The sequence below is a fragment of the bacterium genome (genome assembly GCA_035281585.1).
Taxonomy (GTDB): Bacteria; UBA10199; UBA10199; order DSSB01; family DSSB01; genus DATEDP01.
Map to the genome: position 1 here is coordinate 58,031 of DATEDP010000069.1, position 25,904 is coordinate 83,934.

The following is a 25,904-nucleotide window of genomic DNA, read 5'->3' on the forward strand; positions in this document are numbered from 1 at the left end:
AGCCGCCGCAGGGGGAGTCGGGGCTAATTAGCATAGGTTTTAAATGGACATTGCCGCTATCTACGACCAACTCGTCGCCGACCATTTCGACGAGGACCTTTTTCAAATCTACGGCGATGCCCGGATCGAAGCCTGGGAACAAATCCGGTCCCAAGGGCGCCAAGGCAGCCTCGAGATCCTCGACCTCGGGATGGGCACCGGCGAATGGCTGCTCAAGCTCCAAAGCCTCTTCCCCGAGGCCAACTGTCACGGCGTCGAGCTCTCCCAAAAGATGATGGAAGTGGCGAAGAAGAAATTCGCGGCCACCGGCCACAAGGTCGACATCATCCACGAGGACGCCAACCACTTCGGCCGCCACATCGCGGCCGCCGCGATGGATCTGATCACCATTCACTTCGTTCTCAATTACGTCGACCGGCCGACGGTTTTCGCCGAGGCCCAGCGCTGCCTCAAACCCCGCGGGCTCTTTTCGGTGGCCAGCAGCACTCATGCTTGCTTTGAAGCCCTCCACGACGTGGCCAAGCAATTCCTGCCGGCCGAGGAGATCAAGGCCCAATTCTTGATCCCCGAGGACCTCCAAGAGGTCGAGCACGACATGGAAAAAGTCGGCCTCCGGGTGGTCGCCAAGAAGCTTTTCCGCAAGAAATTGGTCTTCCAGGACTTCGACCACTTTTACCATTTTGCCATGCATTCGGGCTGGCTGGCCGATCCGGTCTTCCTCAAGCACATGAGCCAGGAGCGGCTGCCGCTTTACCGCGAATTCGGCAAGACCCTCTTTCCGCTGGAAGATCATTTCGAAGCGGCGATTGTATTGGGAGAGAAGACATCGTGAAACTTGTCATCCTGAGCGCCAGCGAAGGATCTCATACCCACCAAGGTGGCCGCAGATCCTTCGTCGCTTCGCTCCTCAGGATGACGATCTAATATGGATAAGATCGTCATCGAAGGCAAACGCCCGCTCCGCGGCAAGATCAAGGTCTCGGGATCGAAGAACGCCGCCCTGCCGATCCTGGCCGCGACTCTCCTCACCAAGGGCAAGAGCGAGATCCGCAACCTGCCGGACTTGGCCGACATCAAGACCATGGGCCGCTTGCTCAAGGACCTCGGCCTCAAGTTTCAATTTTGGGGATCGAAGGCCAAGATTCACGCCAACGGCTACAGCAACCACGTCGCGGCCTACGAGCTGGTCAAGACGATGCGTGCCTCGGTCCTGGTGCTCGGCCCGCTGGTGGCCCGCTTGGGCCGGGCCAAGGTCAGCCTGCCCGGCGGCTGCGCCATCGGGGCTCGCCCCATCGGCCTGCACTTGAAGGGCTTGGAGGCGATGGGCGCCAAGATCAAGGTCGAGCACGGTTACGTCGAGGCCGAAGCCAAGCGGCTCCACGGCGCCACCATCCACTTCGACACCGTCACCGTGACCGGCACCGAAAATTTAATGATGGCCGCGGCCCTGGCCGAAGGCACCAGCGTCCTGGAAAATTCGGCCCGCGAGCCCGAGGTCGTTGATTTGGCCAATTTTCTCAATGCGATGGGCGCCCGGGTCGAGGGTGCCGGCAGCTCCACGATCAAGATCGAAGGCGTCGAGCAGCTGCAGGGCGGAGAATACGAGGTGATGCCCGACCGCATCGAGGCCGGGACCTTCCTCATCGCCGGCTGCCTGCCGGGGAGCCAGATCCTGATTCAAGGCATCGATACGGCCTTGGTCGATGCCCTCGTCCTCAAGCTCCAGGAGGTCGGCGCCAAGGTTGAGACTCGGCGCGAAGGCCTGCAGATCACCGCCCCCAAGAAATTGAAGCCGGTCGACATCTCGACCGCCCCCTATCCCGGTTTCGCCACCGACCTCCAGGCCCAGATGATGGCCCTGATGACTATCTCGGAAGGCTCCAGCGTGATCCGGGAAAACATCTTCGAAAACCGCTTCATGCACGTCGGGGAGCTGGTCCGGATGGGAGCCGAGATCAAGCTGGAGGGTAATTCGGCCGTGATTCGGGGGGTCAAGAACCTTTCAGGGGCTCCGATCATGGCCACCGACCTTCGGGCCAGCGCCTCCCTGGTCATTGCCGGCCTGGCCGCCGAGGGCATCACCGAGATCTCCCGGGTCTACCACATCGACCGCGGCTACGAAAAAATCGAAAAGAAATTCCGAAAGCTAGGGGCCCATGTCAAGCGGGTCAAGATTAAGTATTAATGCAACCCCCCTTTGAAAAAGGGGGGATTGGGGAGATTTGACGGATTGGGCAAAAAACCAAGCTTAAGTTTATAAATCAGCGCTTTAAATCCCCCCTGCCCCCCCTTTTTCAAAGGGGGGTTAAGAAAGAGCAAGAAATCCCCTAATTTGTCTTTCCGATTGGGCCCTCGCTCGCTATATTTCACCGGCTGATTATGAAGACGCTTCGTTCCTCCGACCGCAATTTCCGCTATGAGTTCGAAAAGATCCTGAAAAGGGGCGAAGAGCTGAGCCGCGAGGTCGAGCGCGAGGTCGATTCCATCCTCGAGGAGATCAAGCTTCGAGGGGACAAAGCGGTCCAGAAATACACCCAAAAGTTCGATCGCTTCGACGTCGACCCGGCCAAGTTCGCCGTCCCCAAGACCGACATCAAAAAGGCCTATAAGGCCGTGGCCAAACCCGACCTCGAAGCCCTGGAATTAGCCGCCCAACGCATCAAAACGTTTCATGAAAAGCAAAAGTATGCCCCTTTTGAATCGACTAGCGAGGGCATCACGGCCGGGCAACGGGTTCTGCCCCTGCAGCGGGTTGGTGTCTATGTCCCCGGCGGCAAGGCCGCCTATCCCAGCTCGGTCCTGATGAACGCCATCCCAGCCAAGGTCGCCGGGGTCGAAACCGTCATTATGACCACCCCTTTCGTCGACGGCAATTGCGCCCCTTCGGTCCTGGTCGCGGCCGATCTGGCCGGAGTCGATACGGTTTTTAAGGTGGGGGGGGCCCAAGCCATCGGCGCCATGGCCTACGGCACCGGCTTCATCAAGAGGGTGGATAAGATCGTCGGTCCGGGCAACGCTTACGTCGCCCAGGCCAAGCGTCAGGTTTACGGCTTGGTCGACATCGACATGATCGCCGGACCTTCCGAGGTCCTGATCATCGCCGACGAAGATGCCGAGCCCGCCTGGATCGCGGCCGACCTCCTGAGCCAAGCCGAGCATGACGAGCACGCCTCCGCCATCCTCATCACCTTCAACTCGAACTACGCCCACCGGGTCGAAGGCGAGATCCGGCGCCAGCTCCGCTCGCTGGACCGGCGCAAGATCGCCGAGGCTTCGATCAAGAACAAAGCCTTCATCATCGTCGCCAAGAATTTGAGCGAGGCCACCGACCTAGCCAACGAAATCGCGCCCGAGCATCTCCAGCTGGCGATCAAGGAACCCAAGGCCGCCCTGCCCCAGGTCAAGAACGCCGGTGCCGTCTTCCTCGGCTACCACACGCCCGAGGCCTGCGGCGACTACCTGGCCGGTCCCAGCCACGTCCTGCCCACCGCCGGCAGCGCCCGTTTCAGCTCGCCGCTCGGAGTTTACGACTTTCTCAAGACCAGCAGCGTGATCAGCTTCGACGCCAAGGCCCTCAACAAATACGGCGAGGCCATTGTCCGCTTGGCCGAGATGGAGGGCCTCACCGGCCACGCCCAGAGCATCAAGCTCCGGATGAAAAAATAAGCCCGCTAAAATAGAAACCTTTCACCGGGGCCCACGATAATCCCTTGGGGCGTCAACCTATTCTCAGGGAGGGTGGCCATGGATTTCCTCAGCAATATCAGCAATTATCTCTCCGAGCTTTATCAGTCGGCCGTCGAATATTTTAGCTCCAACTCCGAGGCCGCGCCGGCACCTCAGGCTCCGGCTCAAACCGACCAATATCGGACGGTCGAGCTTCGCGAAGTCCAAATCCAGGAGCTGATCGAACGCAGCAGCCAACAACGGGTCCCGGTCGGCTGCTACATCCAGATGCATCGCGTGACCGATCCTCGGGAAATGCGCGATGCCATTCGGCGCCAGCACCCCTGATCCCCGTAAAACCTTCCATCACCGCCCAAGTCGAAGCCGCCTTCCGGGATGGCGACCAAAGCCATTCGGAGCTGCCGGCACCGATTTACCATTCACTCCGCCTCCATCAGATCAACGCCTTCGGTTACCGCCCCGAATGGGCCGAGCCGCTGCTGGCCTATGTCCGCTTCGACGCTCAAGGCCGGCCCCGCTTTCCGGCCAGCCCCGAGACGCCGGAGGCCCATCGCCACAAGTTTCTCTGCGCCTTGGCTCTTTCGGCGAATTCGCCGGGCGTTTGGGAGAGCGGCTCTCGGTCCTTCCAATCCTCGGATTTCGTCAAACCCATCCTGGAAAGCCCGGTGGAGGACTGGGGCGACCGGAGCCCGGCGCCCGAGCCGAGCTGGACCCTGCAGTTCCTTTCCACCTACCTGGATGAAGCCGGGCGCTGGCAGGGTCAAGCGACTCCGCTTGCCGAGGTCGCCCGCCAACATTGGGCCGTCTATTTCCAGGATTTCGAAAGCCGAGAGCTCTGGCAGCCCGGACGAACGCCCTTCACCGAAACCGGCCTTCACTTTCTGGAGGCGATGAATAAGCTCTGCCGGAGGCAGGGAGGGCTCTTCCCCGGCTATTTCTCGGAGCTGAAAGCCCATGTCGGCCAGCGGCTGCGGCAATCGCTGGCCGACAGCCAAATCCTACTGAGCAATCCCGATTGGCCGAGCCGAGACTATCGCGACCGAGTCTTGGAGATCGCCCTCAGCCAGCTGCTGGTTTTGGGGCATCTCCTCGAGCTTTGCTTCCATCCCCAAGGCGCGCTCCGCGACCGCTGGACTGGTTCCGAAAGCTCGGAGCTGAGCAAGGCCGCTCAAACCTTGGCCGAATTGATGCAGCTCTTCTTCGACCCCCGAATCGAGGCGATCCTGAGCGAAGAGCAAAGGCGCGCCTATCCCTTTCCCCTGCTCCATGCCTATCACGCGCTGGCGCTGCTGGCTTGATGCTATTCGGTTGTCATTGCCCCAGCCTTTGACTATTTCTCGAGCCGATGATCCCCCGTTCTTTTTTTCTGACTCTGATCGAGAAGGAATTCTCCGAGTTCGAAGACTTCCTTCACCAATCGACCGACGAGGAGGTTCGCCAAGTCCTGGTCGAGCTCCATCCGGCCGACATCGCCGACATCGTCGAGCGGCTCAAGGAAGAGGACCGGACCCGGATCATGGGCCTGCTTTCCGAAGAGCTGGCCGCCGAGGTCCTCTCGCTGGTCGAGGAATATCACAAGCCCGAGGTCATCGAGTCCATCCCCGAGGAGACCCTCACCAAGATCGTCCTCCACATGGACAGCGACGACATGACCGACATCCTCGAGGAGCTGCCCAAGGAGGAGGCCGAGGAGATCCTCGACGCCCTGCCGCCCGACGAGGCCGAGCCGGTCCGCCAGCTCTTGAGCTATCCGCCGGACTCGGCCGGCGGTCTGATGCAGACCGAGCTGGTCAAAGTCCAGGCCGGGGACAACCTGGGGGAAACCGTCCGGCTGATCCGGGAGAAGACCGGCAAGTTCGACGACATCATCAACGTCTACGTGGTCAACGAGCATGATCTCCTGATCGGGATCGTCCCGCTGCGGGCCCTGATTTTGGGCCGACCCGAGCAAAAAGTCTCCGAGGTCATGGTCAAGGACGTGATCACCGCCATGGTCGACATGGACCAGGAGCAGGTCGCTGAGCTGTTTCGCAAATATGACTTCATCAGCCTGCCGGTCGTCGACCAGCAGGGCAAGCTGCTCGGCCGGATCCTGGTCGACGACATCGTCGACGTCATCCAAGAGGAGGCCAGCGAGGACATTTACCGGCTGGCCGGCGTCGACAAGGAGGAGCACGTCAACGATTCGCCCTGGCGCTCGATTCGGCTCCGCCTGCCTTGGCTCAGCTTCAACGCCATCACCGCCATCGTCGCCGCCACCGTGGTCGGCCTCTTCCAGGGAACGATTCAAAAGGTGGTGGCCTTGGCCGTCTTCATGCCGATCGTCGCCGGGATGGGCGGCAATGCCGGCACCCAGTCGCTCACCGTCATCACCCGGGGTCTGGCCTTGGGCGAGCTGACTTTCTCCAATGCCAAAAGGGTTTTGTTGAAGGAGCTGGTGGCCGGGATCTGCAATGGAATCATCCTGGGAGCCCTCATGGCCACCCTGGCTTATCTCTATCAGGGCAATCCGATGCTCGGATTGGTACTGGGCCTGGCGATGATCTCGAATATGTTCATGGCCGCCCTGGCCGGAACCTCCATCCCGCTGCTGCTCAAATGGGCCAAGGTCGACCCGGCCCTGGCCTCGGGCGTCATCGTCACTACCTTTACCGATGTGACTGGCTTCTTTTGCTTCCTCGGTCTGGCAACGCTTTTTATCCGCTATCTGATGTGAGAACCGACCGACGTCTCGGACCGGACCAGGAATGGACTCAAAAAAACCTGCAGCAGGAGGCTCAAGCCGACGAAGGGCAGGACCCAAAGCGGGGAACGGGTCAGGAAGGCCGCCACCAGCCCCAGGATGGCCACCGCTTCGGCCAATGCCAAGCGCGGCAGCAGCGGCAGCTTGGCTAAGAGCAGCGAAGCCCCGGCCAGAGCGAAAGCCAGCACCCCAAGCACGATGAGTAGCGTTGGATTGAACAGGGCCCAAGTCCAAGCCCAGCCCTGGGCCGAGGCCAGGACGAAGGCAATGACAATGTACAAAACCGTGCTCGCCAAGAGGGCCAGGGAAATTATTTTGAGATTGGGAGGAAGGTTGGTGTTCATGAATACCTCTCAAGCGGCTCTTTTACTCCCTAAACTGGACCTCGCCAAATGTTTCAGCGAGAATGGCGCCTGAACGAGGAGACTATGAAAAAAATCCGCGAGGGGCTCTACACTTGGAGCCAATTCAACGAGGAGAAGCAGCTCGATTTCAACGGGGTCTATCTCCACACCGGAAGGAAGGCGGTCTTGATCGATCCGCCCGCGCTCTCCGAGGAAGACCGGCAGGAGATTCAGGCTATGGGCCGGCCTCATCGTATCTATTTGAGCAATAAACATCACACCCGGAACTCCGCCGTCCTCCGAGCTCACTTCCATTGTCCCCTTTATATTCACGAAGACGATGCGCCCTTGATGGAAATCCCGGTGGACGGGACCTTTTCCGACGGTGAGCTGCTCGAAGACGAGCTCGAGGTGGTCCGCATTCCCGACGCCAAGACGCCGGGCGAGTGCGCCTTCTTCTGGAAGAAAAACGGGGTGCTGATCGTGGGCGACGCCTTGATCGGCAAGCCGCCCGGCAGCCTCAGCCTTTTGCCCGATGAGAAGTTCCGCGACCCAAAACGTTTCAAAATGGGACTTTTAGTTCTCCGGGGGCTCGATTTTGACACTCTTTTGGTCGGCGACGGCCAATCCCTACTCAGCGGAGCCCGGCCCATCGTCGAAGATTTTCTCCAACAATGGGTGGTCGGCTAGATGCGGATCCTGACCCTTGGCACCGGCGCCGGACGGCCGACCTTGCAGCGCTTCGCCTCCGCGACCGCCTTGGAGTATGAGGGCGAGGTCCTGCTTTTCGACTGCGGCGAAGGAACCCAGCTCCAGTTGATGCGCTCCCCCCTCCATTGGGGACGACTGAGCACGATCTTCATCGGCCACCTCCATGGCGACCATCTGTACGGACTTCCCGGCCTACTTGGAACGATGAGCTTGGCCGAACGGGAAGACCCCCTGAAGCTCTTCGGGCCGGTCGGCCTCAAGGCCTATCTTCAGACCCTCCAGGAGAACCAAAGTCTCTGGCTCCGGTTCCCGGTCGAGCTGACCGAGATCGAAAGCGCCGGCCGCATCCTCGAAACCTCCGACTATGAAATCTTCACGGCCCCCCTCAAGCATGTCATCCCCTGTTGGGGTTTTCGCTTTTCGGAAAAACCCCGCCCCGGTCACTTCGATGAGGTCAAGGCCGAAGCCTTGGGCATCCCGGCCGGACCCCTCCGCGGCGACTTGGTGCAAGGTCGAAGCATTCAGCTCCCCGACGGGCGGAGGATTCAACCGGAGGAAGTGGTGGGGCCTCGCCGCCCCGGTCGTCAATTCGCCTATTGCTTGGATACTCAGCCTTGCGAGACGGTGCTCGAACTGGCTCAAGGAGTCGACTGTCTGGTCCATGAAGCGACCTTCGGTCAAGACCTCCAATCCGAGGCGACGAGGTGGGGACACTCCACCGCTGCCGACGCCGCTCGTATGGCCCAAGAAGCCGGCGCCAAAAAACTGGTGCTCACTCACCTCAGTTCGCGCTACCTGAGGTCTGAACTCCTCTTGGAAGAGGCCCAGTCAACCTTCCAAAACTCGCATGTCGCCGAAGATTTGTGGTCGCTAGACCTCAAAATTTCCTAGCCCGCTTTAATCAGTACATTTTTTTGTCGCCAAATCAGCATCGAATGCGTAGCATTTCTATTAGTACACTTTAGTGTACTCAGGGTTCCGGGAGACATACAGGGAGGGGTCTCATGGAAGGGTTGAACCTTCACGCTTCGGCGCTGCGCCCGCTGCGCCTCAAACCAGCCACATCCGAAATTCACGTTTCCTTGGTTTTTCCAGCTTCATGGAAAACCCTGCCTCATCCGGCCTCCCAAAAACTAGAGGATCGAACCTCGGCTTGGCTGCGCGAGATCGGCGTCGTCCATAACGAGGAGCAGGAAGAAAAGCTGCGGAAGATGAAGGCCTCCACCTATGCCGGTTGGCCTTTTTCCGAGTGCTCCGAGGAACGGCTCGAGATCGTCATGCGATTTTTGAGCCTTTGGATCTTCTACGACGATGCCATCGAGGAACAGGACGATGGCCTGAGCCGGGAGATCCAAGCCGCGGTCGGCGGCCAAACCCCCGCGCTGCGCCGGAGCAGCCCCCACTATCGGGGCTGGTGGGAATTGGGCCAAAGCTATGGCCAGGTCATGAGCCCGGTCTGGATGGAACGCCATGCCCGACTCTACGGCGAATGGCAGGCCTCGGTGGCCGAGGAATTCCTCGCCGCCAGCCGGCTCCGGGAAGAGGGCTCCTATCCCAAGGCCGCCGAGCACCTGCGCTGCCGGACCATCGGCATCGGGATGATCCCGCTCATCGACTTCGTCGAATACGCCATCGATTGGGAGCTTCCCCAAACTCTGTACGAAAGCACCGAGATGAGAACCATCTGGCGCCTGACCGCCGAGATCGTCGCCATCTTCAACGATGTGTACAGTTTCAACAAGGACCGGAGCATTCGCTGGAGCAACATCGTTTCCTGCCTGGCAGCCGAGTTCAAGGTGCCGGAGGAGGACGCCTTCCACTGGGCGGTCGCGATGCACAATGCCCGAGTCGTCGAAATGGAACGGACCGAGCTGGCCCTCTTGGCCAAGGCCTCGGACCGGGAGGGCCTGCAGGCCTGGCTCAAAGGCCTGCACCACGCCATCTACGGCTTGGCCCGCTGGCATGAGACCAGCCCCCGCTACTCCAACCCCCAATCGCTGGGGGATGGGCGGAGCGTCCGGGTCAAGGTCCTTGAAACCCGCTAGTCCTGTTTTCTGAAACATTGACTTTTTCCTAAAAAAGAGGAATTTCGCAACTTAAAGCCAGGAGCGTCGAGAAGGGGGGCAAACCGATTTTTCCTGGCTAAGGGTAAGGAGCCACCGTACGGAGGCGGTCAATGTGTCGTTTACTGTAGGCGCTCTATTACCCGGACGTGACAACGTCCTTTCCCAACCCTCGAATCCAATCATCGACTCGCTATTGGCTCGTCAAGATTTGCACGGCGGCAATGCCTCGCTCGTCGCCGAGCTGAGGTCCTTCGCCGGCGAGCGCGATCCCGAGCTTTTCTCCGAAGCCCTGTATTCTTTCGCCCGCCGCCAAGAAGGCCACGGCCGCGAAGCCTTGGCCCAGGCCACCTTTCAAGCGGTGGCCGAGCAAGGTGGCAGCGCCGCCCCCCGGGCCCGTGAGCAGCTGGCAGCCTATGCCGGCAACGGCGGGCTCGGCGCCCGCGCCGAAATTTTCACCCGCCGGCTTTCACAGGAGCTTTCCTCGGAGTCGGGCCTGCTCTCGATGGCCGCAATGGGCGCCGGCATTGCCGCTTTTCGGGTCACCCAGTTGGCGGCCTTGAGCCGGCTGACCGCCAACCCGGCAGCGCGGGCTTGGCTCGGCGGCGCCGGAAGCCGCTTGGCCGCCGGCACAGCCGGACTCTTGCTGGAGGCCCCGACCTTCGCCCTGAGCCACCATGGGCTGCGGGCCGCGGCCGGCCTCCCCACCGGAAACTTGTCGGATGAGCTCGCTTCGGCCTTCCTTCTGATGGGCAGCCTGCGCGGCACCGGAGCTTTGAGCCAAGGCCTCTATCGGGCCAGCGGTCTCCGCTCGGTCTACGGCCAAAGCCTGGCTCACCAAGCCGGCCTCTTGGGCGGCATCTACCTGGCCCATGGCCTCGAGCAGCGGGCCGGCTTGACTCAAGAGAGCATGGATTTGGCCGGCGCCTTGAGCCGTTGGCTGCATTTCAACATCATGGGCTCGGTCGCACAACGCGCCTTGGGCCCGCGCTTCGCCGCCTGGGAGTCTCAGCTGGCCGCACAACGCGCCCAGGTCTCGCAAAATTCCCGGCCCGGTTCAGGCTTCGATTTGGGGCTTCCTCCTCTGCTGACGCCGGCCCTGGCGATGGGCCCCGAGGCCCTGCCCAGCGCGCGTTTCCCCGGACCACGGGCTTACGAAGGGCCGGCCCGAATCGAACCGGTCCGGATGTCGATGTCCGATGATGCCCCCTTGGGCGGAAATAAGTACCCCGACACCGGCCTGCGGATCATCCGCGAGGCTCGCCAGCTGGCGATTCCCAAGAACGCCCAGTCGGCCCAAGTGATGCGGATCCTCGAAAACTGGATGGAGCAACAGAGCCATCCGATCATCGTGGCCCGGATGAATTTTCTATCCAGCGTCCTCCGGGCCAATCTCAAGCAGGTCGCGATCGGGGTCACTTGCAACCGGGCCTTCCTCGAAAGATTCGGCTATACCCGGGCCGAGATCGTCGGAAGACCGATGATGGAATTGTTCGGCGACAACAGCGTCCGCTTCATCATGTCGCGGATCAGCATGATGGGATTGGGATCGGGTGAATTCCAACCCTCACCGATCCCGTGGCGGGCGGCCGACGGCACTCTTCACACGGTGATCGGCGCCGGCATCAAGCACGACTTCAACGGCGAAACTTTGGGCATCGGCATTTTCACCGAGATGCCCGGGGCCGAGCCTACCCCGACCCCGACTTCCGGCGTGGCGCCCCGAAACATCTCGGTCGCGCCGGCGCGGCCCGAGCCGCTCGTGACCGCCATTCGCCCCACCGCCCCCTCGGCTCCACGGCCCGGCGGACTGGCCGACCGCGTTTCGCGGGCCCTGCGGGGCGAAGCCATCGAAGATCCTTCCGGCAAGAAAGGCTCCGACGATTAGGAGCCGAATGCATCAAGGGCGGGAGCCCTTACGAACTACCCGCCCTTAATGACAGTGGAGGGGATACCAAAATTCCTAAAATTGAGATCCTGGCCAAGCCTGGCCTGGCCAGGACCTCTGCCCAAGGAGGTAAAATCTACCTTACCCGATAACCTTGTTCGCCTTGTCTACAGATGTTGTACAGAATAATTGGTCGGACAGGCAAGGGCATGGGCCTTGCTTAGTGCATTTCCCTGGCTAAACCCCCAGAATTAGGGCGGAAAATTTTTGAAGAAATTATCGGCTGCTGGCGATTGTCGCTCGCCCGATTTCGAGCATTTTACCGAGGCTGGACATTCCATCGCTCACTGCCGTCGGCTCATAGCCGCAGTGAGTGGCGCAATCGGTGCATTTGGAGTTGCCGCTCTTGGTCCCATAGGCCGACCAGTCGGTCTCTTCCATATATTCGCGGAAAGTTTTGGCGTAGCCCTCGTTGGTCAGGAGATAACAGGGCTTCTGCCAACCGAAGACGTTGTAGGTCGGCATGCCCCAGGGCGTGCATTCGTAGTCGCGCTTGCCTTCGAGGAATTCCATGAAGAAGGGGCTATTGTTGAAATCCCACTTTTTCTTATGCTCGCGCTTGTAGTCGAGCAGCTCCTTGAAGAAGGCCTGAGTCCGGCGCTTGGAGAGGAAATGCTCCTGGTCCGGCGCCTTCTCGTAGCTGAAGCCCGGCGAGATCGTGAGCCCCTCCACCCCCAATTCCATCATGTGATCGAAGAGCTTGATCAGGGTGTCGATCGAGTGGCCCTCGAAGACCGTGGTGTTGGTGATGACGCGGAAACCCTTGGCAATCGCGGCTTGGATGGCCTTGACCGCGATGTCGTAAGTCCCCTCGCGGTCGACGCAATGGTCGTGGTGCTCGCGGTAGCCGTCCATGTGAACGCTGAAGGTGAAGCGCTTGTCGGGCTTGAATTTATGCAGATGACGCTCCAGCAAGAGAGCGTTGGTGCAGAGGATGACGTAGCGCTTCTGCTTGAGCAGGCCGTCGACGATCTGGTCGATCTGGGGATGGATCAGCGGCTCGCCGCCGGGGATGGTCACCATCGGGGCGCCGCATTCCTCGGCCGCGTTGAGGGCCTGCTCGACCGAAAGGTTCTTCTTCAAAATCTCGTCGGGAAATTGAATCTTGCCGCAGCCGGGGCAAGCCAAGTTGCAGCGGAAGAGCGGCTCGAGCATGAGGTTCAAGGGATAGCGTTTCTTCCCTTTGAGCCGCTGCTTGAAGAGGTATTTTCCGATCGCGAAAGCCTGGTGACCTGGGACTGCCATAAAAACTCCGGTGATGAATGAAGGGCCTATAGGGGTTTCGGCCGCGAAAAACAACCGATTTTCCCCCACGGACCTAGGAAGCGGTTCCCTTCAGCGCCTCCGCCTGGTAGTGGGCGCGGAGCGCTTCGACGATGGGCCCGATCTGCCCTTCCATCACCATGTCGAGGTTGTGGACGGTGAGGCCGATCCGGTGATCGGTCAAACGGTTCTGCGGGAAATTATAGGTCCGAATTTTTTCGCTGCGCTCGCCCGAGCCGACCATGCTCTTTCTTTGGCTCGAGATCTCGGCATCCTGTTTGGCCCGCTCGGCTTCGAGCAGCCGGGCCTGAAGGATCTTGAGAGCCTTGGCCCGGTTCTTATGCTGGCTCTTCTCGTCGCGGCAGATCACGACCTCACCGGTCGGGATATAGGTGAGGCGCACCGCCGAGTCGGTGGTGTTGACGCTCTGGCCGCCGGGGCCGCTGGCCCGCATCACGTCGATCTTGAGGTCCTTCTCCTGGATCTTGATCTCGACGTCGTCGGCCTCGGGCAGGACCGCCACCGTGACGGTGGAAGTGTGGATCCGGCCTTGGGTCTCGGTCTTGGGCACCCGTTGCACCCGATGGACCCCGCCTTCGTATTTCAAATCGCTGTAGACCATCTCGCCCGAGATCTGGGCGATCATTTCCTTGTAGCCGCCGATCCCGGTGGAATTGCTGTCCATGATCTCGACCTTCCAGCCGCGGGTTTCGGCGTAGCGGCTGTACATCCGGAAGAGGTCGGCCACGAAGAGCGCGGCCTCGTCGCCGCCGGTGCCGGCCCGCATCTCGAGGAAGATGTTCTTTTCGTCGTTGGGATCCTTGGGCAGGAGCAGGATCTTGAGCTTGTCCTCCAACTCGGCGACTTCCTTCTCGAGCCGCGGGATCTCCTCCTTGGCCATCTGGCGGAGGTCCTCGTCGGATTCGTTCAAGAGCTCCTTGTTGCCTTGAAGATCGTTCTGGGTCTTGCGGTAAGTCTCGTAGGTCTCGACCAGCTCGCGCAGCCCCGCATGCTCCTTGGCGATCTGCTGGAAGCGCTTGCTGTCCGAGGTCACATTGGGATCGCCGAGCTGCCTCGCCAGCTCATGGTAGCGATTCACGACTTCTTCGAGTTGACCAAACATTCTTAACACTGCCTTGTCATTCCGAGCGAAGCGAGGAATCCGCTGCGGAGTCTCGTAGTGGATTCCTCGGCCCCTTCGGGTCCTCGGAATGACAGAAAAAAACCCACCCCGGAATGCCGAGATGGGTCAAAAAAATTTAGCACAAGGCCGCTATTGCTTCTGGAAGTTTTCGTACTTCTTCTTGAAGCGGTCGATCCGGCGGGCGGTATCGACGATCTTCTGCTTGCCGGTGAAGAAGGGATGGCAGCTCGAGCAGATTTCGACGGTGATGTTGTCGCTGGTCGACATGGTGTCGATGATGTGTCCGCAGCTGCAGGCAATCTTCACGGCTTTGTATTCAGGGTGGATGCCTTCTTTCATAAATACTCCAAAAAACTATTATACTTCGCAAAGTCTACGACTTTGCTGCGCGGCTGGAGCAAGTCCAGCCTTGCAGTCGGGCTTAACAGAAGCTGATTCGCCGTGGCAAGGCGATTCTCGGCCGCCGGCCTAGCTGCCGCTGGGCGGCGGACCCGGGCTAGGGTTTTCCTCCTCCACCCCGGCGACATCGAGCAGGCCGGAAAGGAAGGTGGCGATTTCCTCATCGTTGAAATTGCCGGTCCGGCGCAGGGCTTTCGTTGTTTTTTCTATATTTTTCGGGGCCTTAGAGTCGCTGACCCCGCCGAGCCGGCTTTTCAGCCAAGCGCCCGGCTTCTTGAAGGAGCTGGTTTCGGCGACCTCGTTGTCGACCTCCTCCGGCGGCAGGACCGCCGCGGCCGCGGCTTCGGCGTCGCGCAGGAATTTATCCTTCTTGAGATAGGTGGGGATCGGCGGCAGGACCTTTCCGCCCTTGGTGCGCCCGGGCCGACCGGTGCCGGCGGGGGCCTTTGGCTCGCTTCCCGCACCCTTGCTCAGGCGCCTAAACAAATCGCCCAGTCCCATTTGCTTATCCTAACCAATCTTAAAGGGAATGTCATTCTGAGGACCCGAAGGGGCCGAGGAATCTCAAACCGGCCAAGGCGGCCGCAGATTCTTCCCCCGGTTTCACTTGAACCTGCGGCGCTCAACCGGGGCCCCCACTCAGAATGACGAATCAAAACAAATCCAAAGCCGCCCCGACGTTGGCGACCCGGACCAGCTCGAGGCCGGCCGGGACCTTTTCTTTGCTGCCCTTCTTCGGCAAAATCACCCGCTTGAAGCCGAGCCGGCTCGCCTCTTCCAAGCGCAGGGTCTCGCCGGTCACCGCCCGGACTTCGCCGTTCAAGCCGACCTCGCCCAGGACCAAGGTCCGCTCGGCCAGGGCCCGGCCCTGAAAGCTCGAGGCCACCGCCAGCAAAACGCCCAAATCCACGCCCGGCTCGTCGACGTCGAGCCCGCCGACCACGTTGAGGAAGATGTCCTGACCGCCGAGATGAAGGCCGACGATCTTTTCCAAGACCGCGACCAAGAGAGCCACCCTTTGGGCATCGACCCCCACCGTCACCCGCCGCGGCATGCCCAGCGAGGTCGGCGTCACCAGGGCCTGGAGCTCGGCCAAGAGCGGTCGGGTCCCTTGGAGGCTGCTTACCACCACCGAGCCCGGCGCCAATTCCGGATTTTCCGAGAGGAAGAGCTCGGAGGGGTTGGTCACTTCCTTCAGGCCCTGGGAGCGCATCTCGTAGACGGCCAGCTCGCTCACCGAGCCGAAGCGGTTCTTGAAAGTGCGCAGCAGCCGGTAAGCCTGGCCCCGCTCGCCCTCGAAGTAGAGGACCGTGTCGACCATGTGCTCCAAGATCTTGGGGCCGGCCAGCGAGCCCTCCTTGGTGACGTGGCCGACCAGCAGGACCGGCAGGCCCTTGGATTTAGCGAGGTAAAGCAGCTTGCCGGCACATTCCCGGACCTGAGTCACCGAGCCCGGCGCCGAGCCCAGCTCCGGCAAGTAGACGGTCTGGATCGAGTCGACGACCAAGAGCTCGGGCTTCAAGGCCTCGATCTGGGGCAGAGCCCGGGAAAGGTCGTTCTCGGTCATCACGTAGAGATTTTTGGACTTCACGCCGAGACGGTCGGCCCTCAGCTTGATCTGGTCGGCCGATTCCTCGCCGCTCAAGTAAGCAGCTTTGGCGCCGCCCTGACTGAGCTGGGAGAGAATTTGCAAGACCAAGGTCGATTTGCCGATGCCGGGATCGCCGCCCAGCAGGATCACCGAGCCCGGCACCACGCCGCCGCCGAGGAGGCGGTCGAGCTCGCTCAAGCGAGTGAGGATCCGGGGCGGAGCCTGGGTGCCGATCTCCTCGAGCGGAGCCAGCTTGGATTGCAGCGAATAAAACTGGGCGCCGGAATTTGACGCGGGCTTTGACGCGCTGGCGACTCCTTCGACGAAAGAATTCCAAGCGCCGCAATCGGAGCAGCGGCCGAGCCACTTCGGCGACTGGTAGCCGCATTGCTGGCATTCGAAAAGCGTCGCGAGCTTGGCCATGGGCCATTTCTATACGGTGGCCGCCGGATAGTAGCAAGGGGCTTCGGCCCCGCCTTTCAGGAATGGGCCCACCGGGCGGCCGGATGGGCCAGCTCGAAGTCGAGCTCGCACTCCTCGCAGTAACGGCCGTCCTCTTCTTTCAGCGCGGTCCCGCAGCCTTCGCAGCTCAGCGGGTGGGCTGAGAGGGCCTCGATCTCGTCCTTGCCCTGGAGGAACTCCAGCGCCGCCCGAATCACCGCCGAGCTTTTGAGGATGCGGCGATGGCCCAAGCCCTGAGTGCTGATCAGCTGGACATGGGGCGAGGCCTTGGCGACACGCAGGGCGTCATGCCAAGAGACTTCTTTATCCTCACGGTCGTGGACGATCAGGATCGGCGCCGCGATCCGCGGCCCGATGGCGTCGGCGTTGAGCTGCGAGAAATCGAAATGGAGCTTCGCCTCCATCCGCTGACGAGTCCGCTCCTCCAATTCCTTGGAGAAGCCGAGCCGCTCCGAGAATTGATCGAACCAGACCTTGGCGTCGGCCGGCGGGGCGATGAAGACCGCCCGCTCCACTGCGAGGCCGTCGGCCAAGGCCATCGAGGCCGCGGCTCCGCCCATCGAGTGGGTGAGGATGCCGTGGATCGAGCCGGCCCAAGCCGCCACTTTCTTCACCGCTTCGGCGAACTGAACCAAGGAGCTGAGCTCGCCGGTGGACTCGCCATGGGCCGGAGCATCGAAGGCCAGCACCGAAAAACCGGCCTCCAGCAAGGGATCGATCAAGGGATGAAACTGACCGGCGCTGCCGCCCCAGCCGTGGACCAGCAGGACGATCGGCCCATGGCCCTGGCCCCAAAGGTAGACCGCCAAGACCTCATCTTGAGTGGGAATCCGGAATTTCTTGGCCCGGGCCAAGACCCGGCTTTCCTCTTCCGAGACCGGATGGAAGGGAGGAGTGCGGAATATTTTTTCGGCCCGAGCCGCCGCCAGCGGCGGCAGCAAAGTTCCAAAGACCCGAAAACCGGCCTTGTAAAAGGCATTCGTCAATCGAACGTTCGTGCTATTTTTTGAGCGCATAAAGGCCTCCTTTGACTTCCTACCTTCCTCAGTGAATTTGCGATTTGGCAAGCAGGGCCTTGAAGGCCCGCTCGGCCTTTTGGTCGGCTGCGGGATCGATCCCCAGCCGGCTGCTGAAATGATAGGCGAGCATAATCCCGTAGAGCTCGAAGGCGAATTGCTCGGGATCGACGTCGTCGCTGAAATGACCTTCGGAAATGGCGGTTCGGGCGATCGTCGCCAGGGTTTCCTGCCAATCCTTTTGCTGCTGAACCAGGTAATCCCGGGCCGGGCCCGGGCGGTCGTCGAGCTCGGTGGCAGCGGCCACGAAGAGGCAGCCGCCGTCCATGCTGTTGGCCTCCGGCCACTTCCGCCAGCGCTCGAAGATGGCCTGGATCCGGGGAATCCCCCGCGGCGCCTTCAAAGCCGGCTTGATCACCGTCTCGACGAAGCGCTCGGCGGCATGCTCCATCACTTGGATCTGCAGGGCCTCCTTGGAGCGGAAATGGGCGAAGAGGCCGCTCTTGGAGAGGTTCAAGGCCTCGGCCAATTTGCCGATGCTGAGAGCCTCCAGCCCGATCCGGCTGGCCAGGCTGGTTGCGTGCTCCAGGATGCTTTGTCTTGTCGCTTGTCCCTTGCTCATGGGCTGAGATTAGAACGATCGTTCTTTTTTGGCAAGGGGCTTTGGCGGACTTTGCCAAGGCGGTAAAATCCCCCCTCCCCCCTTTTTCAAAGGGGGGTGACCGTATGGCAAGGGGATTTAAGGCCGCCGCCCCAAAGAAAAAACCCCGCCCGGAGCCCGGACGGGGTTTCGAAAGGAGATAAGCCGCGCGACTAGATGTCGTAGTACAGCGCGAACTCGTAAGGCACCGGCCGCAGCTTGACCGGGTTGATCTCGTTGTCGGTCTTGTACTCGATCCACATGTCGAGGGCGTCTTGGGTGAAGACGTCGCCTTTCTTGAGGAAGGCATGGTCCTTCTTCAGGTTGTTGATCGATTCCTCGAGCGAGCCCGGAACGCTGGGGATGTCCTTCAGCTCTTCGGGGGTCAAGGCGTAGATGTTCTTGTTGAGCGGTTGACCCGGATCGAGCTTCTTCTCCACGCCGTCCAAGCCGGCCATCAGCATGGCGGCGAAGGCCAGGTAGGCGTTGCAGGACGGATCGGGAGTGCGGAACTCGATGCGCTTGGCCTTCGGCGAGGTCGAGAGCATCGGGATGCGGATCGCGGCCGAGCGGTTGCGGCTGGAGTAGGCCAGGTTGACCGGCGCTTCGAAGCCCGGCACCAGACGGCGGTAGCTGTTGGTGGTCGGGTTGGTGAAGGCGCAGGTCGCCGGGGCGTGCTTCAGGATGCCGCCGACGTAGTTGAGGCCCAGCTCGGAGAGACCGCCATACTTGTCGCCGGCGAAGAGGTTGTTGTCCCCTTTCCAGATCGACTGGTGGCAGTGCATGCCGGAGCCGTTGTCGCCGAAGAGCGGCTTCGGCATGAAGGTGACGGTGCGGCCGTGCTTCACCGCGACGTTCTTGATGATGTATTTGAACCACATGAGCTTGTCGGCCATCTTGGTGAGGCTGTCGAAGCGCATGTCGATCTCGCATTGGCCGCCGGTGGCGACTTCATGGTGCTGGGCCTCGACCCGGATGCCGACCTTTTCCAAAGTCAGGCAGATCTCGGTGCGAAGGTCCATCAAGCTGTCGGTCGGCGGAGCCGGGAAGTAACCTTCCTTGTGGCGCGGCTTGTAGCCCAGGTTGGGACCTTCGTCGCGGCCGGTGTTCCAGATGCCTTCGACCGAGTCGACCGAGTAGTAGGCCTCGTTGGAGGTCTGGCTGAAGCGGACGTCGTCGAAGATGAAGAATTCGGCTTCGGGTCCGAAATAGGCGATCTCGCCGACGCCCGAGGACTTGAGGAAAGCCTCGGCCTTTTGGGCGATGTAGCGCGGATCGCGGGTGTAGGGCTCGCGGGTGATCGGATCGTAGATGTTGCAAATCAGGCTCAAGGTCGGATGGGCCATGATCGGGTCCATCACCGCGGAGGTCGGATCGGCGATGAGCAGCATGTCGGAGGCGTGGATCGGTTGCCAGCCGCGGATCGAGGATCCGTCGAAGCCCTGACCGCGCTCGAAAAAGCCTTCGTCGAATTCGCTGATCGGGATCGTGAGGTGCTGCCACACGCCCGGGTAATCGATGAACTTAAGGTCGACCATGACCGCGCCGTTTTTCTTGGCGAGATCGACTACGTCTTTGGGACTCATTCCCATGGGGATTCTCCTTTAGAAAAATAATGAACCTGGAAAGGCTATCGGGGTGGGCTACTGCGCACCCCGATAGCTGTCAAGATATTCAATGGGCTTTAGACTACGCAAATTCCGCGAATTTGCTGCGCGGCGCGGCCAAGCCGGGCCTTGCTAGATGGCGTTTTGGCCGGTTTCGCCGGTGCGGATTCGGATCACCTCGTCCACTTGGGTGAGGAAGATCTTGCCGTCGCCGATCCTGCCGGTCTTGGCGGCATTTTGGATGGTTTCGACCACCTTGGCGGCATCGGCGTCTCCGACCACCACCTCCAATTTGATCTTGGGGAGGAAGTCGACGACGTACTCGGCGCCGCGGTAGAGCTCGGTATGGCCCTTCTGGCGGCCGAAGCCTTTGACCTCGGAGACGGTGAGTCCTTGAACTCCCACGTCCTGGAGGGCCTCTTTGACTTCGTCGAGCTTGAAGGGCTTGATGATGGCTTCCACTTTTTTCATATTTCGTCCTTTCCGGGTGTTTAACCCTTCAAATCTAGTAGATGTATCCCTCTTCGCCATGTTCGTTCAGGTCGAGGCCTTGGACTTCGACTTCCGGCGTCGGCCGGAGTCCCAGGGTGAACTTGAGCAGATAGGCAATGACCAAGGTCCCGAGGAGCGACATGACGATGGTGAGACCCATCGCCTTGAGCTGCTCGATCCAGAGCGAACCCTTGGCGAGGACATCGGCCAAATTGGTGTTGAGGTTGGCGTTGACGTCGGCCGTCGCGAAGATGCCGGTGAGCAAGGCGCCCATGGTTCCACCGATCGCGTGAACCCCGAAGGTGTCCAGCGCGTCGTCGTAGCCCAGCCAGTGCTTCAGCTTGGTGACGGCGAGGAAGGGCACGATGCCGGCGAAGATGCCGATGATGACGGCCGAACCGACGTCGACGAAGCCGGCGCCGGGGGTGATGACGACTAGGCCCGCGACCGCGCCCGAGCAGAAGCCGAGGATGCTGGGCTTGCCCCGGGTGACCCATTCGGCCAGTCCCCAGGCGAAGGTGGCGACCGCGGCCGCGACCGTCGTGGTCATGAAAGCGTTGGCGGCCACGCCATCGGCGGCGACCGCCGAACCGGCGTTGAAGCCGTACCAACCGACCCAAAGCATGCCGGTCCCGACCATGCAGAGCACCATGCTGTGCGGCGGCATGTGCTCTTTGCCGAAGCCGATCCGCTTGCCGAGGATGATGCAAAGCAGCAGCGCCGACCAGCCGGAGGACATGTGAACCACGGTTCCGCCGGCGAAGTCGATGGCCTTGATCCCGGCGCCGGCGTTCCAGACGCCGTTCATGAGACCGTCCGCCCCCCACACCATGTGGGCCAGCGGGAAGTAGATCACGAACATCCACAGGGCCACGAACATCAGGACCGCGGAGAACTTCATCCGCTCGGCGATGGCGCCGACGATAAGGGCCGGAGTGATGATGGCGAACATCATCTGGTACATGCAGAAGATGTTCTGCGAAACCCAATAGGAATAGCTGGTGTTGGGATTGGAATCGATTCCCTTAAGGAAGGCGAAGTCGAGACCGCCGATGATCGGTCCGCCGGTCGAGAAGACCAGGCTGTAGCCCACCGCCCACCAGAGGATGGTGACGAGTCCGGTGATTCCCAAACACTGGGCCAGAACGGAGAGGACGTTCTTCTTGCGGACCAAGCCGCCGTAGAAGAGAGCCAAGCCCGGCAAGGTCATGAAGAGGACCAAAGCGGCCGACGTCATCATCCAGGCATTGTGGCCGGGCCCAGCCCCGCCGACCTTGGAGGTGACGGTGCTGTCGGCGGCATCGGATCCCCGGCCGCCGTTGTTGACGTAAGCTTCGAGGTCGGCGATCCGCTGCTCGAGGCTGGGCTCGCTTTTGGCGGACCCGGTGGCTGCTGCCGCGGGTGCCGCAGCCGGGGCTTCCGCGGGAGGAGCTTCGGTCTGGCCGTAGGCCGCTCCGGCTGTCAGGACCAGCAAGGACATCAGGGCCCCGACGATTTTGGGTTTGAGACGCATTTTCATGTTCCTCTCCTTATGGATTTGGATGCACACGTTCTGGATTTGAATCGAGCCGGGTCACTACTCCGTCTCGAATGAAAAGCAATCAAGCCAATGCACGTTTCAAGAAAAGGCCGGGACCCCCGAGGTCCCGGCCTCCAAGCCTTACATCTTCAGGACGGCTCCGGCGCTCACGAAATCGGGGTAAGCGTTGTTGCCATGCTCGCCGTGATCCAGTCCATCGCGTTCTTCTTCCTCCGACACCCGGACGCCGAAGATGGCCTTGATCAAGTACCAAACGACCAGCGAAGCGACCAAGGTGAAGGCGCCGACCGCAGCGATGCCAATGAGCTGGGTAACCAGCAGATTGGCGCCGCCGCCGAAGAAGAGCCCGTTGCCGGTGGTATTGGGAGTAAATTGATCCTGGGCGAAGAGACCGACCGCGATCGTTCCCCAAACGCCGTTGACCAGGTGGACTGAGAGGGCGCCGACCGGATCGTCCAGCTTCATCTTGTCGAAGAAAATGACGGCGAAGACGACGAGAACGCCGCCAATGGCTCCGATCAGGATCGAGGATCCGGCGCTGATATAGGCGCAGGGCGCCGTCACCGCCACCAAACCGGCCAGGCAGCCGTTGATAATCATCGATAGATCGGGCTTACCGAGCACGACCCAGGCGATGATGGTCGAAGAGATCAAGCCGGCCGCCGCGCCAAAGTTGGTGATGACGGCGATTCGAGCGATGTCGCCGGCCGCGGCGGCCATCGTCGATCCGGGGTTGAACCCGAACCATCCCAGCCAGAGGATGAGGGCGCCGAGGGTGGCGCTGGTCATGTTGTGGCCGGGAATCGGATGAATCTTGCCGCCGACGAATTTGCCGAGCCGCGGCCCGAGGGCGATGACGCCGGCCAAAGCGGCCCAACCGCCCACCGAGTGGACCGTGGTCGATCCGGCGAAATCCCAGAAGCCCATCTTGGCGAGCCAGCCGCCGCCCCAGATCCAGTGACCGGTAATGGGATAGAGAAACGCGACCAGGATGAAGCTGAACAGAATGAACGAGAGAAATTTGACGCGCTCGGCGACCGCTCCCGAGACGATGGTGGCGGCGGTTCCGGCGAAGACCAGCTGGAAGAAGAACTTGGCCATGAGCGGGACGCCGGTCCAGTTGATCGCCGAGTAGACGCCTTGGTAGGCGTCGCCGGTGGCCGGTGAATTGTCGGCTCCGCCCAAGAGCCACAGGCCTTGGGTCCCAAGGTAGGGCGTTCCGTCGCCGAACATCAGACCCCAGCCAATGACGTAATAGGCCAGCGAAGAGATGGCGAAGACGATGAAGTTCTTGGCCAGGATGTTGACGCAGTTCTTGGATTGGGCGAGTCCCGATTCGACCAAGGCGAAACCGGCATTCATCCAGAAGACCAAGAAGCCGGCCACCATGACCCAAACCGTATCGAGCATCACCTTGATGTCACCGGTGCTCGGGTCTTGGCCAAAAGCCAGGCCGGGTGACAACCCGACCAATAACATCAGCAGTAGCACTAGATTTTTTCTTCGCAGCATGCGTCGTCTCCTTCTCTGTTCTAAAACAGTAAAAGCCATGAGCTCCCCGAAAAGGCGGAATTAGGCTGTATGGGCTGGCCCTACCTTGAGCAAGTGCTGTGCCAGCGGGCTGAATGAAAAAATCCTTGAAATAACGGGCAGATGTTTATGAAATCGAGGGGACAGGAAGGGCTAATATTGCTTTATTTTTATTCAATTGCTTAATATTTAAGCAATCTTGCCCAGCATTTTGGCTATTTATGTCCAAAACTTGGATCGTCGACGGCTATAACTTTATTCGGCAAAGCCCCCGCTTTTCGGAGCTGGAAATCCGCGACGGCGATCAGGGCCGGGCCGCCGCCCTGCGTTGGCTGGGCCGATTCGGCCAGCGAACCGGCGAAAAAGTCTGGGTGGTTTTCGACGCCTACTCCGGCCTGCACAGCCAGATGCAAAAAGAGCGGATCCACGGATTGACGGTCTGGGCCTCGCGCGGCGGCTACACGGCCGATGAGGAGATTATCGCGCTGGCCCGGGAGATGCGGGACGCGGCGGTGGTGATCAGCTCCGACCGGATGATCCAGGAAGCCGCGGTCAAGGCCGGGGCTTCGATCCTGAAATCGCAGGAATTCGAGCGCGAGGTCGCCAAGATCCTGGAGGGCCCGGCTTTCGAGGACGAGGCCGAGGAGCGGGCCGCCCGCCGGCCCGGCAGGGGCCAGGCTTTCCGGCCGCCGAAGGAAAAGAAAAAAGCCTTGGCTCTCTTGAAGAAATACCAGTAGAAAATGGATTCGCCTTCGCGCTAAGCGAAGGCCCTACCCATCGGGGCGTAGCTCAGCCTGGTAGAGTACTAGCTTCGGGAGCTAGGTGTCGCTGGTTCAAATCCAGTCGCCCCGACATTTGTTTTAAGGAGATCGCCCCTTCGGGGGCGTTTTTCTTATCCAACGACCTTCTAGTACTGCACCAGAAAAACCTGCTTCAACACATCCATGAGCGCATCTTTTTTGACGCCATAATCTTTCATCACCTGTCCGAACCGTTCTTCGGGCAAATCATCTAATTCCAATATAACCGAGTGAATAGCTTGTTGGGGCTTGCCATGAATAACTATAGTTTCATCACCCTTTAACATGACTGCTAGACGCCAAATGTCTTTCAGATGTTTTTGGATGTCCTTGTCATCAATATTAGGTTCGCCAGCCTGCTTTCTAGCTAGTAAATCTCGGTAAGCGCCGGCCTTAAGACATATATTCACAGCTGCATTGATAATAGGAATCCCGGATTCCAATCTGATAATATTTTTCTGTATTAATGCAAAATATTCCTCATCCAGCAAAATGGCGGAAAGCCGCTCTCCATAACTATCATTGATTGGAATAATTTTTTGATCCGCCGTGAGTTCGAGCTCAAGTTGGTTGCGCGCGAAAATTTCGATTATTTTAGGGCAACTCTCATCAGCCGGGTGCAGAAATCGATAATATTTCGGCTCTGCTTTAGTTGCTTCTCGCGTTTCATAACCACCTTCTTTTATGTATTGCAAAACACGGCGATTTAACTCTTCAGATATAGACAACACTAAAAAATCGACATCTTTAGTGGCTCGAAATTCCAGCCCGTTTTCTTCAAATAGAATGGCAGCTGCGCCTCCGCCAATAATACAGTAAAATTCCTCTAGGCCTTTAAGATGTTCGCAAAAATGATCGAAGCCGTGAATTCTCGCCATAACTTATCTCTAGTTATAGACCAGGCCATAAGAATTAAGCATTTCAGTGAGTGATTGCTGTATCCGCTCGTCAGCGGATTGTCGCATTGAGAAAAAAAGCTCAACCGGATTGAGTTTTTCATTAATTGAAAAAAGCTTAGGCTCCTCCTTCCAAATTTGAATGAACAAGCTAGTATCTAAATTATTAGGCGAGGCAGACAGCGCGGGCTTGAAAATTTTTCGATAAGTGGCAGCTGTCATCGCCAAGGTAATTTCCCTAGGAGATGCAAGGTTTGAGTAGTTGGCTAACGCGCTCTCTCCCGCGAGACAAAATCTATGCTTGCTCGATTGTGTATGATTTATTCTTATTTCCCGAAAAAATGGTTTAAGGGGCATAGTTGACAAGTGACTCCAAGTTTTTTTGATGTCCTTACTAACATATTCTTTATTTGGACCTCGTCCTTGAACATATAAAAAATTACCGGCCGTAAGCTGATTCAAGGCTATGCTAAGTTTTGAAAGAGAAACCTTGATCCCCTCTTGCTGGATTTTTTTGTGAAGGCTTTTAAGCGTAAAGTTTTCCGAAATTTGTTTTGTTAAAATACCCGCAAGCAGTTTTAAGCCGATAGGAGCAAGTAGCCTTTCTTTCTCTTCGATGTTTAATTTTGCGGGGGAATTCAATTTATCGAGTTTTCGAAACTTCAGGCCTAGCTCGGGCGCAAAGATAGCTTCATTTTTGTATATGTAGGGAATACGAAGCCTAACAAAAAGCGGGCGGTACCTATGGGGTATTTGATCGACAATAAAAAGTATGGGTGCTTGGAAAACCGCTGACAATTGTTTGTAGAGTCTTTGTAGATGTTGAAATTCTAGATCTCGCCGCGTGTCAATTAAATAAATAAGCTCCTCATTGGGCTCTCGCTGTGTCGCAACTTTGTAAACTTCCACAGCATCTTTGAGCCATACTGGAAGGTGGCGTTTAACGTCGATCCGCTGGGGCTCAATATTTAACTCAAGGTGAGGGTAAAAATGACTCAAGGTATTTACGGCGCTTTGAAGACGACTTT

The 25,904-nt window shown here is 59.5% G+C and carries 25 protein-coding genes and 1 tRNA gene; 12 read left to right on the top strand and 14 right to left on the bottom strand.

What is annotated here, in order from left to right:
* Positions 1–43 precede the first annotated feature (43 nt).
* From VJR29_05275 to mgtE, 6 genes are all read left to right on the top strand, one after another.
* Positions 44–832 (top strand): class I SAM-dependent methyltransferase, encoded by a 789-nt coding sequence (locus VJR29_05275; protein ID HKY62814.1) that lies wholly within the window; start codon positions 44–46, stop codon positions 830–832.
* 93 nt (positions 833–925) lie between these two features.
* Entirely contained in the window at positions 926–2,185 is a 1,260-nt protein-coding gene (gene murA, locus VJR29_05280; protein HKY62815.1) for a UDP-N-acetylglucosamine 1-carboxyvinyltransferase, read from the top strand.
* A 194-nt stretch (positions 2,186–2,379) separates the two neighbouring features.
* The gene (gene hisD, locus VJR29_05285) at positions 2,380–3,666 is read left to right on the top strand and encodes a histidinol dehydrogenase (GenBank protein ID HKY62816.1); all 1,287 of its coding nucleotides are present in this window, start codon (positions 2,380–2,382) and stop codon (positions 3,664–3,666) included.
* A gap of 78 nt (positions 3,667–3,744) precedes the next feature.
* Entirely contained in the window at positions 3,745–4,014 is a 270-nt protein-coding gene (locus VJR29_05290) for a hypothetical protein (protein HKY62817.1), read from the top strand.
* 245 nt (positions 4,015–4,259) lie between these two features.
* A complete protein-coding gene (locus VJR29_05295; protein HKY62818.1) occupies positions 4,260–4,985 on the top strand; it encodes a hypothetical protein in 726 nt (241 codons plus the stop codon).
* A gap of 47 nt (positions 4,986–5,032) precedes the next feature.
* Positions 5,033–6,403, top strand: a complete 1,371-nt coding sequence (gene mgtE / locus VJR29_05300; protein ID HKY62819.1) for a magnesium transporter — start codon at positions 5,033–5,035, stop codon at positions 6,401–6,403.
* Here mgtE and VJR29_05305 read toward each other — a convergent pair.
* Entirely contained in the window at positions 6,391–6,774 is a 384-nt protein-coding gene (locus VJR29_05305) for a hypothetical protein (protein ID HKY62820.1), read from the bottom strand. The two genes, mgtE and VJR29_05305, sit on opposite strands and share 13 nt — an antisense overlap.
* 84 nt (positions 6,775–6,858) lie before the next feature.
* Between VJR29_05305 and VJR29_05310 the strand changes: the two genes are divergently transcribed.
* From VJR29_05310 to VJR29_05325, 4 genes are all read left to right on the top strand, one after another.
* A complete protein-coding gene (locus tag VJR29_05310) occupies positions 6,859–7,464 on the top strand; it encodes a hypothetical protein (GenBank protein ID HKY62821.1) in 606 nt (201 codons plus the stop codon).
* Entirely contained in the window at positions 7,465–8,376 is a 912-nt protein-coding gene (gene rnz / locus VJR29_05315; protein HKY62822.1) for a ribonuclease Z, read from the top strand. It begins immediately after the preceding gene.
* 113 nt (positions 8,377–8,489) lie between these two features.
* A complete protein-coding gene (locus VJR29_05320; GenBank protein ID HKY62823.1) occupies positions 8,490–9,530 on the top strand; it encodes a hypothetical protein in 1,041 nt (346 codons plus the stop codon).
* Between the two features lie 133 nt (positions 9,531–9,663).
* The gene (locus tag VJR29_05325; protein ID HKY62824.1) at positions 9,664–11,436 is read left to right on the top strand and encodes a PAS domain-containing protein; all 1,773 of its coding nucleotides are present in this window, start codon (positions 9,664–9,666) and stop codon (positions 11,434–11,436) included.
* Positions 11,437–11,712: 276 nt separating this feature from the next.
* Here VJR29_05325 and hpnH read toward each other — a convergent pair whose 3' ends face one another.
* From hpnH to amt, 11 genes are all read right to left on the bottom strand, one after another.
* The gene (gene hpnH / locus VJR29_05330; GenBank protein HKY62825.1) at positions 11,713–12,741 is read right to left on the bottom strand and encodes an adenosyl-hopene transferase HpnH; all 1,029 of its coding nucleotides are present in this window, start codon (positions 12,739–12,741) and stop codon (positions 11,713–11,715) included.
* A gap of 73 nt (positions 12,742–12,814) precedes the next feature.
* A complete protein-coding gene (prfA, locus tag VJR29_05335) occupies positions 12,815–13,882 on the bottom strand; it encodes a peptide chain release factor 1 (protein ID HKY62826.1) in 1,068 nt (355 codons plus the stop codon).
* A 150-nt stretch (positions 13,883–14,032) separates the two neighbouring features.
* Entirely contained in the window at positions 14,033–14,242 is a 210-nt protein-coding gene (rpmE, locus tag VJR29_05340) for a 50S ribosomal protein L31 (protein HKY62827.1), read from the bottom strand.
* 129 nt (positions 14,243–14,371) lie between these two features.
* Positions 14,372–14,803, bottom strand: coding sequence for a hypothetical protein (locus VJR29_05345; GenBank protein ID HKY62828.1), 432 nt, complete (start codon positions 14,801–14,803; stop codon positions 14,372–14,374).
* Between the two features lie 151 nt (positions 14,804–14,954).
* A complete protein-coding gene (gene radA / locus VJR29_05350; protein ID HKY62829.1) occupies positions 14,955–16,316 on the bottom strand; it encodes a DNA repair protein RadA in 1,362 nt (453 codons plus the stop codon).
* A gap of 56 nt (positions 16,317–16,372) precedes the next feature.
* Entirely contained in the window at positions 16,373–17,371 is a 999-nt protein-coding gene (locus VJR29_05355) for an alpha/beta fold hydrolase (protein HKY62830.1), read from the bottom strand.
* A 28-nt stretch (positions 17,372–17,399) separates the two neighbouring features.
* Positions 17,400–17,993: a TetR/AcrR family transcriptional regulator gene (locus VJR29_05360; protein HKY62831.1), complete on the bottom strand. Its 594-nt coding sequence runs from the start codon at positions 17,991–17,993 to the stop codon at positions 17,400–17,402.
* A gap of 191 nt (positions 17,994–18,184) precedes the next feature.
* A complete protein-coding gene (glnA, locus tag VJR29_05365; protein ID HKY62832.1) occupies positions 18,185–19,597 on the bottom strand; it encodes a type I glutamate--ammonia ligase in 1,413 nt (470 codons plus the stop codon).
* A 153-nt stretch (positions 19,598–19,750) separates the two neighbouring features.
* Positions 19,751–20,089 carry a P-II family nitrogen regulator gene (locus VJR29_05370; protein HKY62833.1) on the bottom strand — a complete coding sequence of 113 codons (339 nt, stop codon included), beginning with the start codon at positions 20,087–20,089 and terminating at the stop codon, positions 19,751–19,753.
* Between the two features lie 34 nt (positions 20,090–20,123).
* Positions 20,124–21,629, bottom strand: a complete 1,506-nt coding sequence (locus tag VJR29_05375; GenBank protein HKY62834.1) for an ammonium transporter — start codon at positions 21,627–21,629, stop codon at positions 20,124–20,126.
* 141 nt (positions 21,630–21,770) lie between these two features.
* Complete coding sequence (gene amt, locus VJR29_05380) at positions 21,771–23,060, bottom strand: ammonium transporter (GenBank protein HKY62835.1); 1,290 nt, start codon at positions 23,058–23,060, stop codon at positions 21,771–21,773.
* Positions 23,061–23,401: 341 nt separating this feature from the next.
* Between amt and VJR29_05385 the strand changes: the two genes are divergently transcribed.
* Positions 23,402–23,917: an NYN domain-containing protein gene (locus VJR29_05385; protein ID HKY62836.1), complete on the top strand. Its 516-nt coding sequence runs from the start codon at positions 23,402–23,404 to the stop codon at positions 23,915–23,917.
* Between the two features lie 41 nt (positions 23,918–23,958).
* Positions 23,959–24,032, top strand: a tRNA-Pro gene (locus tag VJR29_05390).
* A gap of 55 nt (positions 24,033–24,087) precedes the next feature.
* Here VJR29_05390 and VJR29_05395 read toward each other — a convergent pair.
* Both VJR29_05395 and VJR29_05400 read right to left on the bottom strand, forming a co-directional pair.
* Entirely contained in the window at positions 24,088–24,858 is a 771-nt protein-coding gene (locus VJR29_05395) for a hypothetical protein (protein HKY62837.1), read from the bottom strand.
* Between the two features lie 9 nt (positions 24,859–24,867).
* A partial coding sequence (locus tag VJR29_05400; protein ID HKY62838.1) for a hypothetical protein occupies positions 24,868–25,904 on the bottom strand: 1,037 nt, incomplete at its 5' end.